Genomic DNA, 18,237 nt, shown 5'->3' with positions numbered 1-18,237 from the left:
CAGGTGATTAAAGGTGGCAATGAGCAGAAATGACAATGGCGGCGCTTCTGACCCCGACGAATCGGATCCACCGCGCTTTTCAAGCCAGCATAAGGATAGGTTGACAGCTTCTCCGGAAAAGGATATCCCACGCGGGGGAAGTGCTGTCTTTGACGATGAGGCGGCTGTTTTGCGGCGCGAAAAATCCGCCACCGCACGGGAAGACGCCGCGCATATGCGTGAAAAAGCGGCCGACTTACGCGAAAATGCTGCGCATCTGCGCGAGGGAGCGGCACAGATACGGGAAGGGGAAGCCCATGCACGAGAAGGCGAAGCCACCTTGCGTGAGGGGGTAATTCGCGCCGCAGATGTGGTACAGGCAAAAAGATCCGAAGATCGCCTGAGGATGATGCAGGACGCGAACGCACAGCTGGTCATCTCTGGAATTGAAGCCCATAAAATGACCCAGCAAGTCGAAACCGCTAAAGCTCAGCTGGATCATCTGGCCCACCATGATGTTCTAACCGGTTTACCTAATCGAATGCTCCTGCAGGACAGGCTTAGCCACGCGATTGAGCTGGCCCGCCGCCAGGGTCGGCAATTTGCTATGCTGTTCATGGATCTGGATCGATTTAAACACATCAACGATTCCCTGGGGCATGCCGTTGGCGACCAGCTGCTACACAGTCGGTTGCACGCCGCCTGGTGCGTTGTATGCGTCATTCGGATACCGTCAGTCGGCAGGGTGGCGACGAATTCGTGGTGCTGCTTTCTTCTATCAAGCATCCGGACGACGCGGCTATCAGTGCGCAAAAAATACTTACTGCGCTAGCTGTTCCACACCACATCGGTGAGCTTGAGCTCCACGTGTCGGTAAGTATCGGCATCAGCATTTACCCGGACGACGGGCGGGATGCCGAAGCCCTGACCAAAAGTGCGGACACGGCGATGTACCACGCCAAGGAAAATGGACGCGATAGTTACAAATTCTTTGAGCAGGCCATGAATATTCGGGCCGTTCAGCGTCAGTCGATCGAGGTCGGTCTGCGCCGAGCACTGGAACGGCGCGAATTCGTGCTGCATTATCAGCCGAAAATAAATCTTCACAGCAACTTGATTGTCGGTGTCGAGGCGCTTATTCGCTGGCAGCATCCGGAACGAGGGCTGATGCCGCCATTGCAGTTCTTACCCATCGCCGAAGACTGCGGGCTGATCCTGCCCATTGGCCGATGGGTTCTGCGCGAAGCCTGTCTTCAGGCCCAAGCCTGGATACGGATTGGCTTGCGGCCGATCACCATTGCAGTCAATACCTCTGCCCTCGAGTTCAACGCCACGGATTTTCTGGAAAATATACGCGCGACGCTTAACAATACAGGCTTGGAACCGCGCTATCTGGAGCTCGAACTGACGGAAAGCGTCCTTATGCGAGATGCCGAGTTTACTGATTCCATACTGCATGGACTTGCAGACCTGGGCGTCAAGCTCGCGATCGATGACTTTGGCACGGGCTATTCCAGCCTCAGCTATTTGAGGCAGTTTCCGATTGATACCCTGAAGATCGACCAGTCGTTCGTGAGCCGAATTACCAGCAGCCCGGACGATGCCACCATTGTCAGCGCCGTAATCAACATGGGCAAAAGCCTCAAGCTTCGCGTCATCGCGGAAGGTGTGGAAACACCGGAACAGCGCACATTTCTTCTGGCTAAACATTGCGATGTGGGCCAAGGCTACTATTTCAGCCATCCGATAACGGCAGAGGCACTCGCCACCTTGCTGCAAACCGGGATAAAACCTGCCTCTCACATTTAACAACCAAAACTTTTCGCTTCTGATTCATAGCTGGGCATGTTGTATTTAGATGCCAACGGCGCGGATCACCCACCCCTTTGAGAATCTATAGGGCCGAAACCCGTTATTTCATGATCAACCGAGTCTGACCCCGTTGATTCGTTCCCGTTTTGGGTGAACATGCACGTCAAGGAAGCCACGATCCAGCACGATAGGTTATTAATTAGCTCAAGCAGTTCGCCGCTCGGCGCAGCCTGTACAACAGCAGCAGACGGGTCAGGTCTTGTTTCTTGTCAGCCATTGCTATTTCACAATGTGACTCACACGGGAGTAATGTAATCCCAAATGACCTGATCCCCTTCAAACGGTGATCACCGCTGGCATAAGCATCGAAGTCCGCGTCATCTCGTCCAGGTGCCTCGGCGATCTGGGTGAACGTTCTACTTTTAGTAAGTGGTAGTTCAGTCTTCTTCCTCGACTATGAAACTTGTCTGTGCGACCTGCGTCGCGCCATGAAACCCATCAGACCTAAGCCTGCCAGAAACATCGCGTAGGTTTCGGGTTCCGGAACTGGAATAACATTTAGTCCCTGCACATTGACAACATCAAATCCTGGAGATCCTCCGTTGGTATCAAGTCCCATAACCTTGACGTAATTTACCTGACCAGTAAACCCAATTGATGAAAGGTCGAGACCCGTTTGTACGCCCCCTTGCGCAAGGCCGAGGAAGGTAAACATGTTTCCGTCGGAACTGACGTATACATTCGCAACTTCACCCGCGGCGGCGTCCTCTTGGATAAAAATATCGGAACCCGCTCCATTTTTCACTATCTCGTCAGTAAAGCGAACGGTAACGTAGGAGTCGGTCGGTAAAGACAGGAAAGTCTCGCTGCCCACAACGTCGTTTCCTAGAACAACACTGGTAGGTACTGGAATTGGAAACGACCCTCCCAACCCTCCATAGGGACCGGCAATCGGACCGGCGCCTGAGTCAAAGTAATCGACCACTTCGTCTGCATATCCAACGATTGCAGATGCCGGCGCCGAGGCCACTGATGCAATTCCAAATCCAATCCCACATAGCAATTTTTTCATTTTTATTTCTCCTCGGGGGAATTTCAATAATAAGTAGAGTCTTCAAAATGGACAATAACCTGACAGAATTAATTCTTCTGTATTCTCGGTCAGACAAGTTAAACCGCCTCGAATGAAGGCGACACTTTTAGTAGGATTTGGAGCTGAGCATTGAATGCGACTTGTTGAAATATCGCCACGATCTCAGTGCTATAATTTAAAACTAACACATTTTTCGACGATGCGTCATAAAGCCCATCAAACCCATCCATCTAAAATGGAGCGCCGAGTCCGCTCTTGGTGTCGGTGCCATAAACAAAAATGACTTAGAAGATTTCCTCTAAGTCATTTTTATCGTTTATAGACATAGCGCGGACCCCTACCGTCTTCCAAGCCCACATCTCAACCCGAAGCCGCTTTCCTACCGCTAACTAGGATTTATTCAGTTAATGGGACTGTGCCTCATGGATGTGCCAAATGCAATGCTGCCGCACTTCTCGCGGATCCGAATTTTTATATGGCCAGCACAAAACCAATGATAACTCCCACTACGATTTTTGCCATTATGTTGTCTTTTAGCCAGACCTCGACCTTTTGGGTGAAAACGGAACGATTTTTTTCAGACAGGACTGAATCAAGCACCTTGCCTGGCCATGCTATATCCTCGGGCTGGCAGTTGCTTTCCTCTGGTTTCCCGAAACTCCGCACTAAATATACTGCCAACCGCTCGGCAATCCAGCTCGACGCATATAATGCAGACGCAACAAGAAAAAAGTAAGGAAGTGCGATAAAAAACTTGACGGACTTGTCCGTATATTGTTCCATCAAGGGATAACCAAAACTATTTAGCGAAACGAAGATCACCCATAACATCGGGAGAAATAAACAAATCATCAGAACATGAAAAAAAGCCTGTTTCATAGCTTCCCCCTTCTCTTTTGGACTCTAAACAAGTATCAAAGAATTGTTACCTCAGGAATAGCCTAGTAAGTCAGCCGAATTCATCAATTAGGTACCCGTCTCATAGCTGTATGTTACGTCTCGTACAGTTATGAGCCGTACAGGCAGCCTTGCGGTTCACATATGTTATGCACTAGACTGCCATAAGACATGTGAAGAAGACGTCACATAAATGTGATTAAGTTGTTAACAATTGAAATTAGTTGCAAGTGGACGACATGACTGTCCGGGATGCAGGCTGATTTTTCGCAGCCTGTTAATCGCGCTTGGCTAGCGCTTGCTTGATTTGCTCTAAATCCTGCTGAATTTGTTCCACTGACGCAGCCAGATAGATAAGGCCAAGGTAAAGATTATATTTTTCCGGCTGGGCTTGCTCGTCACCATACAAATTAAGATTTTCCACGAACATTCTTTTCGCATCTGAGGCAACTGACATGTTGGACCTCCCTACTAGAAATAGTTCAGATTTGACTTCAATTCGGGACCTGCAATAGCTCACCCGCCAAATGACCTGTCCTGCCGCTTGAACCAGGACAGTGCATTATCAAAATGCTGAGGCTGGAAATCCGGCCAGTATTCGTCCCGAATATAGAAATCGGCATAAACCGATTGCACCGGCAGAAAGCCGCTCAGGCGGCGCCCCCCTCCCCATCTTACAATAAGGTCCAGGCGCGATACGTCGTTTGAACGCAGGCTGCCGTCCTTAAGACCTCTCAAGTCCCATTCCCAGCCATAGTTAATAAGTAAATTGACTTTCATGCCCGTGCCTTGGCGCGTCCTGAACTCTTCCAGCACGGTGGGAAACTGCGCCGAAGTCTCATCGCCTACAACAAGCAGGGCGGCTCCCCTGCGCGCAATCTCGAAAGCAAATGCCACGGACGCATCGGTAAAAGCAAGTTTCTGAGCTTTGGGCCGTTTGGTGTTGTCTTGCGTAAAACAATAAATAGACGCTTCATCTATTCCGCGATCCTTGCATATTTCGTATAAGGATAGCCCCGGGTCAATGCCGCGGCCATACCCATCCTCTTTAGGCAGGCCATGGTGCTGGGCCCAGCGCCGGTTACCATCGGGAATAAAGCCGATATGTCGGGGAATACCGTTTTTCGCCATTTATATCCTCATACAAAACATATTCGAGATCGCGCGGCAAGCCCGCTGAAATTATATCTTTTCTTTTGCTTCTTCCGCCAGATACAGCCAGGTATCGACCACCGTATCAGGATTGAGCGACAGGCTTTCGATTCCTTCTTCCATCAACCATCGCGCCAAATCCGGGTGATCGGATGGGCCTTGGCCGCATATCCCCACGTATTTGTTCACTCTACGGCATGCCTGAATAGCCATCCGCAGTAGCGCCTTCACCGCCGGGTCACGCTCGTCGAAGGATTCGGCGATGAGGCTGGAATCGCGGTCCAACCCAAGAGTAAGTTGTGTAAGATCATTGGACCCAATGGAAAAACCATCGAAGTACGCCAAAAATTGATCCGCCAGCAGCGCATTGGAGGGAATTTCACACATCATGATGAGCCGCAACCCGTTTTCGCCGCGCTTCAATCCGTTCTCTTCAAGTAGCTCCATCACTCGCCTGGCTTCGGTCAACGTCCGCACGAAGGGAACCATGATTTCCAGATTGGTAAGACCCATTTCAATTCGCGCTTTTTTCAATGCCCGGCATTCCAGTTCGAAACAATCACGAAAATCTGTCGCTACATAGCGTGAAGCGCCGCGAAAGCCCATCATGGGGTTTTCTTCAGTAGGCTCATACTGTTGCCCGCCAATAAGGCTGGAATATTCATTGGACTTAAAGTCAGAAAGACGAACAATGACAGGTTTGGGGAAAAACGCGGCGCCCAGCATGGCGACGCCCTCTGTCAATTTCTCCACATAAAAGCTGACCGGATCGGGGTAACCTGCGCTTTGGCTTTCCACTTGCTGTTTCAAGTCTTGAGGAAGATCGGGATAATGCAGCACAGCTTTGGGATGTATACCGATCATGCGAGCGATGATGAATTCCAGCCGCGCGAGCCCTACGCCATCATTTGGCAACCGCTGAAATCCAAACGCCAGTTCCGGGTTGCCTACATTCAGGGTTATCTTCACTGGTGGCTTCGGCATGCTTTTGAGCGCGAGATCGGTCACTTCAATTTCCAGGACACCCCGATAGATATGGCCGGTGTCGCCCTCCGTGCAGGATACCGTGACCATCTCGTTTTCTGTCAATAACCCGGTCGCGTTACCACAACCCACCACCGCCGGAATGCCCAACTCACGCGCAATGATTGCGGCATGGCAGGTTCGGCCGCCACGATTGGTCACAATGGCCGAAGCGCGCTTCATTACAGGCTCCCAATCGGGATCGGTCATGTCGGTCACCAGAACGTCACCTTCCTGCACTCGCGACATTTCGCTGGCGTTCAAGATCAGGCGCACCGGTCCGCTGCCTATCTTTTGGCCAATGGCGCGCCCTGAAGCCAACACATCCGACTTTCCCTTCAAGCGATAGCGCCGCAGCGTATCCACCCCGGCCAGCGCCTGCACTGTCTCGGGCCGAGCTTGCAATATATAGAGCTTGCCGTCCAGGCCGTCCTTGCCCCATTCGATATCCATCGGCCTCTGATAATGCCGCTCAATAACGACTGCGTGACGGGCCAACTCGTCCACCTCCGCATCGGTAATCGAAAACTTCACGCGATCGGCCTCTTCCACATCCAGGGTTTCCACCGAATGACCAGTATCATTACTTGTTGCAAATTGCATCTTGATAAGCTTGGAACCAAGGTTGCGCCTTAGAATTGCGGGTTTCCCTTGCGCCAGCGTACGTTTATAAACATAGAATTCGTCCGGATTCACCGCACCTTTGACCACGGTTTCACCGAGTCCATAGGAGGACGTGATGAAAACCACTTTATCAAAACCGGATTCGGTATCCAGCGTGAACATCACGCCGGCGGCACCGATGTCGCTGCGAACCATCCGCTGCACACCGACGGATAGCGCCACTTCGGAATGGATAAAACCCTTGTGTACGCGATAAGAAATAGCACGGTCGTTGTAGAGTGACGCAAACACGTCCTTGACCGCCTTGAGCAAATTATCCAGTCCATGGATATTAAGAAAGGTTTCCTGCTGTCCTGCAAATGAAGCGTTTGCCAAATCCTCGGCGGTTGCCGAGGAACGCACCGCGACAGAGATTTCACTCCCCCCCGCATCGTGCAGCATTTTGTCGTAAGCAACGGAAATTTCTTTTTCCAGACGTGGGGGTATCGGTGTGTCGACTATCCAGCTCCGGACCTGCGCGCCAGCGGCTGACAGCGCTTTGATATCTCCGGTATCAAGCTCCGAAAGCCTCTTTTCGATACGCTGCGTCAGCCCGCCTTGATCCAGAAAATCGCGATAGGCATCAGCGGTTGTTGCAAAACCACCGGGAACCCGAACGCCTGCCTCGGCCAGTTGGCTGATCATTTCTCCCAGAGACGCATTCTTTCCCCCGACACTACTCACATCGGTCATGCGCAACTCATCAAACCATAACACGTATCGTGAATCGTTCAATTTCTGCTCCTGTTCGAGTGATCAAAATTGCGTGAATCGCGCCCGGATAACGGTTGTGTTATACGCTAAAAAGCGATATTTTGACCAGTCAAAATTATGGTCATTGATGAACGGTGATAAATGTCAACTGTAGCTTGGCCGCCCCAGCGAACCGCGTTTTTCCTTTCGGACCGAACGGGTATTTCTGTCGAAACGCTGGGGCATAGTCTTCTTAGACAGTTCGATAATGTGCAGTTTGAGGAAATTGCTCTACCCTATCTTGATACCCGAGAAAAAGTTGCGGCCGCTGCCGGGCAGAACAGTGCGCGGGCTAACGCTGATGGGGTGCGCCCGCTGGTATTCAGTACATTCGTAAATCCGGAATTCCGACTCATTCTTGGCTCTGTCAACGCGCTGCATCTGGATTGCTTCAGTATTTTTATCGGCCAGATGGAGGCTGAGCTCGGCGTACATTCGTCGCATACCGTGGGCCTTTCCCATCGGGTCGATAGCGCCGTCGACCACCTCCCGCGCATCGAGGCAATAAAATATACCCTTGAGCACGACGATGGCCTTTCCCAAAAGAATTGGCACAAAGCGGATATTACTCCGATAGGTGTTTCCCGTACCGGCAAAACCCCCACCTGCCTCTATCTCGCGCTGCAATATGGTATTTTTGCCGCCAATTACCCGCTCATCCCCGAGGACTTCAATTGCTTGGGGTTGCCAGCCCAGCTCAGGGATATTCGCCACACACTATACGGCTTTACCATCGATCCCGCGCGGCTGCACCGCATGCGTAGCGAGCGCAAACCCGACAGCGAGTACGCCTCTCTCAAGAATTGCCAATATGAAGTACGTGAAGCAGAAACGCTGATGCGACGGGAAGGAATTTCCTATCTCGATGCAACCAGCAAGTCCATCGAAGAACTCGCAACCGCGGTATTGCACCAGGCAAAATTGGAGCGGAAGATTTATTGAGGAATACTTTCGAACAAATTTCGGCCTTACCAACCGGCGCGACGGAAAATTTACTCAGAAATTTATCGGTAGAATATACGAATAGATTGGACAAGCATTCTCACGAGAAATAATCAAATGTTGTGTATGGCAGCTTAATCAGGCTGCGATTGGTTGATAATTTTCTAAGCGCGAATTTGGAGAATGACAATTACGATATGTGGGGATAACGCGGAGTTGTAAAAGCGGCTTACATATTTGTCTGTGTACCTAAGTCCAATAGGCAGAACTATAAAAACCCTTAAAATAAGGGAACCGGAGCCCAGCATAATTCTAGCTCCTACAATTTCAATAGATGAGACAAGAGGGAATGAAGTGAAGAACAAGAGAATGTTGGTTGCATTGCTGTCTGTCGCAGTTACGGCAGCAGCGGCAGTTGCACAATAAATGAAGCCCCTTTATTAATCCCTGGACTTTCTGCTCCGACCATTCCACCATGAAGTTCCACCAGCTGTTTGACGATAGCAAGGCCTAAGCCGAGTCCTTTGTACTGTCGCGCAAGTGAAGTTTCAGCCTGCAGGAAGCGCTCAAACACATAGGGCAGAAAGTCGGCTGATATTCCCAGACCCGAGTCATCGATTCTGATTTCAAAAAATGAGCCCGACTGCTTCATACCAATTTCTATTCTACCGCCCGAAGGCGTGAATTTTATTGCGTTGGAAAGAAGGTTCCAGAAAACCTGCTGCATCCTGTTAGCGTCACCCAATATCCACCCGGCTTCCCGATCAGTTGTTTCTTGGAGAATAATTCTTTTGGTTTCCGCGGTTGGCCTCATTGATTCAACCGTTGCGCTCACCAGACTGACTATATCCAGTTGCTGCATGTCAAGTCGTACCTTGCCAGAAATCATACTGCTCATTTCGAGAAGATCTTCAATGAGTTTGTTTTGGGCGCGAGCGCTACGCTCGATGGCTTGCATGCCTTTACGAATATCGTCTTGCTTTAGCTTTCCCCCCAGGATGAGTTGAGACCATCCCAGGATGACACTCAAGGGAGTTTTGAGTTCATGGGAGATCATCGCAAGAAACTCGTCCTTCAGCTGACTAGCTCGCCCAGCCTCAATTCCAGAGATGACCAGTTGTGCGTTCGCTTCCCGCATAAAAACCAGATGACCATCAGACGCTTCCCGTTCCGTATTCGCCGTGCAAATTATCTGCTCGCGCGAGACGGCAGCGTCTTCGCGTAGATGGACGGCATCTTCACGAAATCGCACTGTGTCTTCTCGTAGCGTAACCAATTTCTCACGGTTCTGAATAGGTTCCTCATCGTTCACGACAATGCTTTTCCTGCATGTAAGGCTCTGTTGCAAAAAAAGAATAAACCGGAACTGTATCCTTGATCTGATTGATTAAGCGCTGTAGATACCGGATTGTCTTTCAATGAGGCTTCCCATGGAAATGACGCCATTTGAAATCTGACCATTGACGATCTACGCTGAAAAACACAATAGTGCGCTACCCTTTTTATTTTTTTCAACAGAGCCCTTTTTATCGCCTGGAACCATGAACTCGTTAAAGCTGGCATCACGCTGGTTAAGTGTAACAGACTGTATTTGAAAAACGGCTCGACCTGCATTAAGCTCGCTCACATGCTGTCAGCGTACCTTAAACGTCGGACCATCCTCCCGCCAAGTTTGCGATGATCATAAATCCGCGTCGTCGCAATATTCGCATGCCCCAGCCACTACTGCATCCTGGTATGTCCGCCTGATGATCCAGCACATTAGTGGCCGCGGTCGCATGCCTGAAGTCCTTGACCAAGAGCTTGCATGGCGCTTCACGCCGCAGGGCGTGAGCCAGTTACTCCCATTCTTCCGTCATGACGATGCTTTGCCAGCAGCGACTTGACGTCCTCATCTTCCGACACCTCGTTTGCCGACACCTTCAGCGCGCGATCATCCGGGTACAAATCGGAAATCGCAACAATCGACATGGCGGCCAGTTCCCATTCTTCCCTCGCAAACTCGTTATCGCTACCGTCTCTGAAATCCGTATTGGCATATACCGATCTCGGCCTGTCCGCTCTGAGGCTCATTTGATAGAGAATATATCCCATGACAAACACGATAGTGCCGGCAACGAACAATTCCCTGAGAAAATATACGATGCCCAGGAAAAACGATGTCAGGTATAAAATCAAGCTGTTACGCTGCTTCTTCCCTGAAGTAGCGGGATGGGCGAAGGCCATCCAATACTTCACGATATAAGCGGTTAAATCCTCCGCGTTGTCCCACTTGTCAGCAAGAATTTTCGTTATCGCCGACGCCGGTATCTCGGGTCTGGCGATCAACGCCTGTGGCGCCACGACAATCGCATAAAGCGTCGGCAGGATGGCGCCCCAATAAACAGCATGTATCTGATTCAGCGAAAATGAAGCAAAAATTGCGATGGCATTGATGAGAAATATCATCAATCCTCCCTCTCCCAGGTAGTCAAACTTGTATTTATATTCGTTCCCGCTCGGTGACAAACCTATGACGATCGAGCTGATCTGATCAGGAGCTCCAGTTCCAGTCGCGGATCTCGGGCATATCCTCACCATACTGCCTGATATACGATTCGTGCTCGATCAGTTTATCCCGCATCAATTGCTTGAGATAGGCCCCCTTATAGCCTAGTGCGGGTACGCGGTCGACCACGTCCATTACCAGATGGAAACGGTCCAGGTCATTGAGCACGGTCATGTCAAACGGAGTCGTCGTTGTCCCCTCCTCCTTGTACCCGCGAACATGCAGATTTTCATGGTTGGTCCGGCGGTACGTCAGGCGGTGAATGAGCCACGGGTAGCCATGATAGGCAAAAATTATGGGCTTGCAGGTAGTGAACAGCGTGTCGAAATCGCGGCCGGATAGGCCATGCGGGTGCTCCTCTTTCGGCTGTAGCGTCATCAGGTCCACTACATTTATCACTCTTATCCTCAGCTCCGGAACCTGATGGCGCAGCAAGTCGACCGCTGCAAGGGTTTCCAGGGTCGGTACATCGCCTGCACAGGCCAGCACCACATCCGGCTCGCCATTCTGGTCGTTGCTCGCCCAGGCCCAGATACCGATACCGGCGGTACTGTGCGTGATTGCGGCGTCCATATCCAGCCACTGTAGCGCAGGTTGCTTCCCCGCTACGACAACGTTGATATAATTGCGCGAGCGCAGGCATTTATCGGCTATGACAAGCAATGTGTTGGCGTCCGGCGGGAGATAGACTCGAATGATATCCGCCTTCTTGTTTACCACGTGGTCGATAAAGCCGGGGTCCTGGTGAGAAAAACCGTTGTGATCCTGGCGCCATACATGCGATGTCAAAAGGTAATTAAGCGAGGCAATCGGCCTGCGCCAAGGGATTTCCTTGGTGACCTTGAGCCATTTGGCATGCTGATTGAACATGGAATCAATGATGTGAATGAATGCTTCATAGCATGAAAACAAGCCGTGCCGGCCAGTCAGCAGATAACCTTCGAGCCAGCCCTGGCATGTATGCTCTGAAAGAATTTCCATCACTCGCCCATCCGGGGAAAGATGCTCATCTTCCGGCAGGATTTGCGCCACCCAGGTTCGATCCGTTGCTTCGAACAAAGCACCAAGGCGATTTGAACTGGTTTCGTCCGGCCCCATCACGCGGAAGTTGCGGCTGTCCAGGTTGAGCTTCATGACATCGCGTAAAAGTTTTCCCATCTCCCGCGTGGCTTCGCCTACTACCGATCCTGGCGTGGGTACAGCAATGGCGTAATCGCGAAAATCCGGCATTTCCAGGTCTTTCAGCAGTAGGCCTCCATTAGCATGGGGATTTGCGCCCATCCGCCGCTTGCCTTGGGGCGCGAGCGCAGCCAACTCCGGTACCAATGTTCCCTTGTCATCGAATAACTCTTCCGGCTTGTAGCTTTTCATCCAGTCTTCGAGCAGCTTCAGGTGCCATGGCTTTGAACCGATCTCCGCAAACGGCACCTGGTGCGAGCGCCAAAAATCCTCGACTTTCTTGCCGTCAACCTCTTCCGGACCGGTCCACCCCTTGGGGCTGCGCAAAATAATCATCGGCCAGCGGGGATATGTGGATACGCCATTGCTACGCGCTTCCTGCTGGATTGCCCTGATCTTGCCGATCACGACATCCAGCGTAGCGGCCATTGCCTGATGCATGAGTTCGGGATCGGACCCCTCGACAAAATGTGGCTCATAACCATAGCCCGCGAATAGCATCTCCAACTCTTCGTGGCTGATGCGCGCGAATAGCGTTGGGCCTGCAATTTTATAGCCATTAAGATGCAGGATCGGCAACACCGCGCCGTCATGGGCTGGATTCAGAAATTTGTTGGAGTGCCAGGCGGCCGCAAGCGGTCCGGTTTCAGCTTCGCCATCCCCCACTACGCACGCCACGATCAGATCCGGGGTGTCGAAAGCCGCCCCAAAGGCATGCGACAGCGAATAACCCAATTCGCCGCCTTCGTTGATCGAGCCCGGGGTTTCCGGCGCCACATGGCTGGGAATACCGCCGGGAAACGAGAATTGTTTAAACAGCCGTTGCATGCCTATGGCATCCCAGGAAATGTGGGGATAGAATTCGCTGTAGCTACCCTCGAGCCATGTGTTCGCGACCATAGCCGGTCCCCCGTGGCCGGGCCCGGCTATATAGAACATATTCACGTCATATTTTTTTATAAGCCGGTTCAGATGTACATAAATAAAATTAAGCCCCGGTGTTGTGCCCCAATGGCCAAGTAATCGAGGTTTGATATGCTCAAGCGCGAGCGGCGCCTTGAGTAAAGGGTTGTCCAGCAGATAGATTTGTCCGACGGAGAGATAATTCGCCGCGCGCCAGTACGCGTCCATCTTGCGCAAATCATCTGCGGAGAGCGGCTTATTTTCGGGTGTGCTTATCGGCTTGGTTTCGCTCATATGGTCCTCCTGAAATCATTAATGCGCTTCTGGCGCCATTAAATTGGAATCCGCCAGTTGCCAGTTGTAAACTAAGAGCTATAACCGAAGAGGATTTTTGTACCCTGTGAGCTTCACCTTTTTTTGGTGGGCTCGCTACGGGGGCGGATTCAGGTTAAAACCTCCGCCTCGCGCGCCAAGATAACTGCCTCGTTTACGGGCGTAACCCAAACCTCGATCCGGCTGAAAGGACTGCTGATGCATGATATTCCCTTGGCCCTATAATTTTTTTGGGTATCCACTGCAATTCCACACCAGTCCATGCCGGTCAAGATCTTTTCCCTCACTTCCGGCACATTTTCGCCCACGCCTCCTCCAAAAACGATGGCATCGGCGCCACCCAATACCGCGAGATAAGCACCCACATATTTACGTGCCCGGTAACAGTATAAATCCACCGCCAGCCGCGCAAGCTCATCCGGAGTTCGTAACAACTCACTTATATCGGCGCTGATCCCGGAAACACCCAACAGGCCCGAGCGCGCATTGAGCAGTCGATCCAGTTGCTCCGGCGTGAGGCTTTCCTGACGCTGGAGAAATGTAGCGAGCCCCGGATCTATATCGCCTGATCGTGTCGCCATCACGAGCCCCTCCAAGGGTGAAAACCCCATTGAAGTATCTCGTGGCAATCCATTATCAATCGCCGTAATCGAGCAACCCGCGCCGAGTTGCATCGAAATTATTCTCGCACTTTGCAAAGAGTCCGGTTGAAGCGCCCGCCAGCTTTGCCACATTGACTTATGCGCCAGCCCATGAAAGCCATATCTGCGCAATCCATGCTTTTCAGCAAGCCCATGCGGAATAGCATACGCCCGCGCTGTTTCCGGTAGATCCGTAAAAAACGCGGTATCAAACACCGCGACCTGGACAATGTCCTTTAACACCTCGCGGGTTGCGCGTATCCACCGCAGCGCGACGGGGTTGTGAAGTGGTGCCAGCAGCGTCAACCGCTCGATCTCCTGCTCGACTTTCTGGTCGATCAGGCATGATGCGGCAAGATTCATACCGCCGTGAACCACACGATGCGCTGCCACCGTGATCCCTGTGAGCGCGTGCCTCCGCATGAATTCTTTCAGTATGACGCACGGTTCGCCGGCGGAAAGGTCATGCCGTATGCTCGCCAGCTCGGTGAACGTGTCGCCATCGCAAGTGAAGGCTCCCAGGCGAACTGATGAGCTGCCAGTATTAACGGTCAGTATGATTGTGGTCATGGATGCAGAAATGTATCGCCAATCACAGCCCACTCCCTAGTCATAGGGACTGGCCGAGACTGGACATCAAGTAAATCGATTCACTGATTAAACACGGTTCTGCATAAGAGTCTGTATGCCAGCCAACATATGACACTCTATTTCGATCTCCACCATCAGCGGCGCTTCAGATACAGCCGTTCAGGCTTCAGGTGAACACGGCTACCGGGTGATAAACCCACCTATCAAATAGTGGAATAATAAGCGGCAAGATTGCACTTAGTGCGGCGATGGCGGTCAGAATACAGATGCCAACAATCATCAATCACTCGCCAAAATCAGCTATATTTTTTTGTCTTGTTCCCTTATCCGGGCAGTGACATGACGAGATTGTGATTAACCTTGGGAAACGCTTTCAGGCAGGCGTATCCGATGCAATTTATGGAACATCCAGGTGAATCGATAATGCTATACTCTTTCCTTTCACCGTCCTCTCAGGAGACCATCATGAAGAAAATATTGACCCTGCTGACTCTGGCCATTTTAAGCTTCGGATTGGCCGCCTTTGATGCTGAAGCAAGGCGCTTCGGCGGCGGCAAGAGCATCGGCAAGCAACGTGAAGCCATCAGCCCGCAAACTCCTCCCAAATCGGCGCAAACAACCCCTGCTGCGTCGGCACCTGCCGCAGCAGGTAATAGGTGGATGGGCCCGCTGGCTGGATTGGCTGCGGGAGGATTGCTGGCGGCATTGTTCATGGGTGGCGCGTTTGAAGGCATCAATATGATGGATGTGCTGATGCTGGCTGCACTGATGGCTGCGGTTTTCTTCGTCGTGCGCATGCTGCGCAAGCCGCGGCAGGAACATTCGGCACGGCCAATGCAGTATTCGGGCATGGGAGCAGGCCCCGGCAGTAGCGCGACCGCGCCAGCAACAGAACCCACGGCGGCGCCGGCGGGGGAAAGCACCGCAACGCCAGCCCAGGCACAAGCTGTCACCAGCAAAACCGCAAATATTCCTGCGGACTTCCAGGTCGAGCCATTCCTGCGCAATGCAAAAACGTCATTTATCCGCTTGCAAGCGGCCAATGATGCACGGGACCTGAGCGATATCCGGGAATACACTACGCCGGAAATGTTTGCGGAGATCAGCATGCAGATCACCGAACGCGGCAATGAGCCTCAAAGAACCGAGGTAATGGGTATTAATGCGGAACTGCTTGAGGTGGTTACCGAAAATAACACGGCCATTGCCAGTGTCCGGTTCAACGGCCAATTACGGGAGTCTTCCAATCCACCGGAAGCGTTTGATGAAATCTGGCACGTGCAGAAGAATATAAAAGACCCTGAATCCGTCTGGCTGTTGGCAGGAATTCAGCAAGTTTCATAGATCTGCCTGCCATGCTGGCATCCGTTGCGATAGCCCCGCTTAACCACTTGTTGCGTGGAGAGAACTGGGCGCGCAAGCGGTTGCAGCTTCATGCAGGCAGGACGGCACGTTTTCGCCTCCCTCCCTTCCCTGACCTCACCCTGACCATCCAGGCCAGCGGTGAGGTATCGGCGGCGGTAAAGGGCGCTCTAGATGACGCCACCTTGACGATTATTCCAGGTTTATTACCGCGCTTGCTTGCTCATGACGAAGATGCATATCGCGAAGTCACAATTTCAGGTGATAGCGAGTTTGCGGAAGAAATTCTCCTTATCGGAAAAAACCTGCATTGGGATGTGGAGCAGGATATAAGCGGTGTAATGGGAGATATTCTCGCGCATCGGGTGGTGCAAGCTGGCGAAGGCCTGATGCACTGGCAAGCTGAAACCGCACGTAATTTATGGCAGACGCTGGTGGAATATCTGACAGAAGAGCAGCCATTACTTGCAAAATCCATGGATATGCATGAGCTTATTCGTGAAATAAACACATTACGGAGCCGTGCGGCAAGTCTGGAAGTACGCGTGAACGCGCTGGATCGCTAAAAAGTCGACTCCACGACAAACAAAACCGAGAAGATACAGACGTACTACCATTCCATGGAATAAATGCGTTTCTTTCGCCTTCTCAAAATACTCTCTGTAGCATTTCGTTTTGGCCTTGATGAATTTTTTCTGGGCCACGAGCGGCTGCGGTTGCTGCGGCCTGTTGTCAAGGCAGCGACGTTCTGGCGACGCCTGGATAGGGCGCGCGGTGAGCGCCTTCGCCTCGCGCTGGAAACTCTGGGCCCTATATTCGTCAAGTTTGGCCAGATGCTTTCGACTCGTCGAGATCTTCTGCCGCAGGATATCGCCGATGAACTGGCCAAACTGCAAGACCAGGTCCCGCCGTTTCCCTCCAGTCTCGCCATCAAAACGCTGGAGCAGATCTATGGAAAACCGGTTACTGAAGTCTTTCTGGTCTTCGATGCAGAACCGGTAGCCAGTGCATCCATCGCACAAGTTCATCTGGCGGTGCTGAATGACGGAACAGAAGTTGCAGTCAAAGTGCTGCGGCCGGGCATCGCGCCTATCATCGCGCATGATGTGGCATTGATGGATTCCGGCGCTTTGCTGGTCGAAGCACTGTGGCCCGACGGCAAGCGGCTCAAGCCACGCGAGGTCGTGACCGAATTTGCCCGCCACCTGGATGACGAACTGGATCTCATGCGCGAGGCATCGAACTGCAGCCAGTTGCGGCGTAATTTTCTGGATTCTCCATTACTGTTGGTGCCGGAAGTTTACTGGGATTATTGCTATTCCGGCGTTATGGTGATGCAACGCGTAAAAGGCACGCCCATCAGTCAGGTGGCGAAACTGCGCGAGCAGGGAGTCGATATTCCAAGGCTTGCCCGAGTCGGCGTGGAAATATTCTTTACCCAGGTATTCCGGGACGGTTATTTCCATGCCGATATGCATCCGGGCAATATTTTTGTCGGCCAGGACGGGCGTTACATCGCGGTCGATTTCGGCATAATGGGAACGCTCACTGACGAGGATAAAAATTATCTGGCGCAAAATTTCCTTGCATTTTTCCGGCGCGACTACAAGCGTGTGGCCGAAGCGCATGTCGAGGCGGGGTGGGCGCCAAAAAATACTCGTGTTAATGATTTCGAAACCGCAATCCGTGCCGTATGCGAACCCATCTTTGACAAACCGCTGAAAGAAATTTCCTTTGGCCGTGTACTGCTTCGTCTATTCCAGACCTCTCGCCAGTTCAACGTGGAAATCCAGCCGCAACTGGTAATGCTGCAAAAAACCCTACTGAATATCGAGGGGTTGGGACGCGACCTCGATCCTGATCTCGATCTGTGGACAACCGCGAAGCCGTACCTGGAAAACTGGATGGCCGAACAGCTTGGCTGGCGCGGGCTCAGCCGTCGGCTGCAGAAGGAAGCATCGAGCTGGGCGGTCATCATGCCGCAGTTTCCGCGCTTGATGCATCATGCCTTGACGGAAGTCCGTACAAGCGGGCTGGAAGAAAAGATGAATCAGTTTATCCTCGAAAAAAGGCGTCAGAACCGCTTGTTTTCCATCCTTATAGTATTGCTAACGGTGGCAATGCTGTGGCAGCTATGGCTATAAGGGCTGATAATCCTTTTTTTCGTTCTCTTCCGCCTGTACTGCTTCAGCTTTGGAATAACGACTAGCGAACGCATTTTACGCCCGCCCACTCTAGCGTCCATTCCGGCAACATCTGCATCTTCCTGACGAAACGATAAACCGGCAACCCATCTCCTTTTCCGCAGCGCCCAAGGCAATGTTCCAAACGATGGCGGTTCGTCAATCCATGGATAAACTTTGGTA

15 protein-coding genes are annotated in these 18,237 nt (G+C 51.9%); 6 read left to right on the top strand and 9 right to left on the bottom strand.

Translation table 11 applies throughout. The features are described 5' to 3' along the window. Positions 1-19: 19 nt before the first annotated feature. Together BLS94_RS15225 and BLS94_RS15220 are read left to right on the top strand one after the other, a co-directional pair. Positions 20-811: a GGDEF domain-containing protein gene (locus BLS94_RS15225; protein WP_256325333.1), complete on the top strand. Its 792-nt coding sequence runs from the start codon at positions 20-22 to the stop codon at positions 809-811. Continuing rightward, a complete protein-coding gene (locus BLS94_RS15220; protein ID WP_256325332.1) occupies positions 694-1,788 on the top strand; it encodes a putative bifunctional diguanylate cyclase/phosphodiesterase in 1,095 nt (364 codons plus the stop codon). Before BLS94_RS15225 ends, BLS94_RS15220 begins: the two co-directional genes overlap by 118 nt. 457 nt (positions 1,789-2,245) lie before the next feature. On the opposite strand, the gene BLS94_RS15215 is transcribed toward BLS94_RS15220, so the two are convergent. From BLS94_RS15215 to ppsA, 5 genes are all read right to left on the bottom strand, one after another. After that, a complete protein-coding gene (locus BLS94_RS15215) occupies positions 2,246-2,863 on the bottom strand; it encodes a PEP-CTERM sorting domain-containing protein (RefSeq protein ID WP_090959278.1) in 618 nt (205 codons plus the stop codon). Between the two features lie 492 nt (positions 2,864-3,355). Next, the gene (locus BLS94_RS07710) at positions 3,356-3,763 is read right to left on the bottom strand and encodes a hypothetical protein (protein ID WP_090959275.1); all 408 of its coding nucleotides are present in this window, start codon (positions 3,761-3,763) and stop codon (positions 3,356-3,358) included. A 295-nt stretch (positions 3,764-4,058) separates the two neighbouring features. Then, complete coding sequence (locus tag BLS94_RS07705; protein WP_072767372.1) at positions 4,059-4,238, bottom strand: hypothetical protein; 180 nt, start codon at positions 4,236-4,238, stop codon at positions 4,059-4,061. A gap of 59 nt (positions 4,239-4,297) precedes the next feature. Next, complete coding sequence (locus BLS94_RS07700; RefSeq protein ID WP_072767371.1) at positions 4,298-4,912, bottom strand: undecaprenyl diphosphate synthase family protein; 615 nt, start codon at positions 4,910-4,912, stop codon at positions 4,298-4,300. A gap of 51 nt (positions 4,913-4,963) precedes the next feature. Then, the gene (gene ppsA, locus BLS94_RS07695) at positions 4,964-7,354 is read right to left on the bottom strand and encodes a phosphoenolpyruvate synthase (RefSeq protein WP_090959272.1); all 2,391 of its coding nucleotides are present in this window, start codon (positions 7,352-7,354) and stop codon (positions 4,964-4,966) included. A 120-nt stretch (positions 7,355-7,474) separates the two neighbouring features. Here ppsA and BLS94_RS07690 point away from each other — a divergent pair, with 120 nt between their 5' ends. Beyond that, positions 7,475-8,314: a pyruvate, water dikinase regulatory protein gene (locus tag BLS94_RS07690; RefSeq protein ID WP_090959269.1), complete on the top strand. Its 840-nt coding sequence runs from the start codon at positions 7,475-7,477 to the stop codon at positions 8,312-8,314. Positions 8,315-8,711: 397 nt separating this feature from the next. Here the strand turns inward: BLS94_RS07690 and BLS94_RS07685 are convergent, their stop codons facing one another. The 4 genes from BLS94_RS07685 to BLS94_RS07670 form a co-directional block, all read right to left on the bottom strand. Beyond that, a complete protein-coding gene (locus BLS94_RS07685) occupies positions 8,712-9,626 on the bottom strand; it encodes a sensor histidine kinase (protein WP_256325331.1) in 915 nt (304 codons plus the stop codon). Between the two features lie 503 nt (positions 9,627-10,129). After that, the gene (locus BLS94_RS07680) at positions 10,130-10,762 is read right to left on the bottom strand and encodes a hypothetical protein (protein ID WP_090959266.1); all 633 of its coding nucleotides are present in this window, start codon (positions 10,760-10,762) and stop codon (positions 10,130-10,132) included. A gap of 85 nt (positions 10,763-10,847) precedes the next feature. After that, entirely contained in the window at positions 10,848-13,238 is a 2,391-nt protein-coding gene (locus BLS94_RS07675) for a phosphoketolase family protein (RefSeq protein ID WP_072767367.1), read from the bottom strand. Positions 13,239-13,387: 149 nt separating this feature from the next. Continuing rightward, a complete protein-coding gene (locus tag BLS94_RS07670; RefSeq protein ID WP_090959263.1) occupies positions 13,388-14,488 on the bottom strand; it encodes an acetate/propionate family kinase in 1,101 nt (366 codons plus the stop codon). A gap of 486 nt (positions 14,489-14,974) precedes the next feature. On the opposite strand from BLS94_RS07670, the gene BLS94_RS07665 reads away from it, so the two are divergent. The 3 genes from BLS94_RS07665 to ubiB all read left to right on the top strand — a co-directional run bounded on the left by BLS94_RS07665 (position 14,975) and on the right by ubiB (position 18,015). Further along, the gene (locus tag BLS94_RS07665; RefSeq protein WP_090959258.1) at positions 14,975-15,853 is read left to right on the top strand and encodes a Tim44 domain-containing protein; all 879 of its coding nucleotides are present in this window, start codon (positions 14,975-14,977) and stop codon (positions 15,851-15,853) included. Between the two features lie 11 nt (positions 15,854-15,864). Beyond that, positions 15,865-16,437, top strand: coding sequence for a ubiquinone biosynthesis accessory factor UbiJ (locus BLS94_RS07660; RefSeq protein ID WP_090959255.1), 573 nt, complete (start codon positions 15,865-15,867; stop codon positions 16,435-16,437). 63 nt (positions 16,438-16,500) lie between these two features. Continuing rightward, positions 16,501-18,015, top strand: a complete 1,515-nt coding sequence (gene ubiB, locus BLS94_RS07655; RefSeq protein ID WP_090959252.1) for a ubiquinone biosynthesis regulatory protein kinase UbiB — start codon at positions 16,501-16,503, stop codon at positions 18,013-18,015. Positions 18,016-18,237: the final 222 nt, after the last annotated feature.

The sequence above is a fragment of the Nitrosospira sp. Nsp18 genome (genome assembly GCF_900103145.1).
Lineage (GTDB): Bacteria > Pseudomonadota > Gammaproteobacteria > Burkholderiales > Nitrosomonadaceae > Nitrosospira.
The sequence above is the reverse complement of the archived record's forward strand: the minus strand, read 5'-3'. Positions and strand labels throughout refer to the sequence as shown.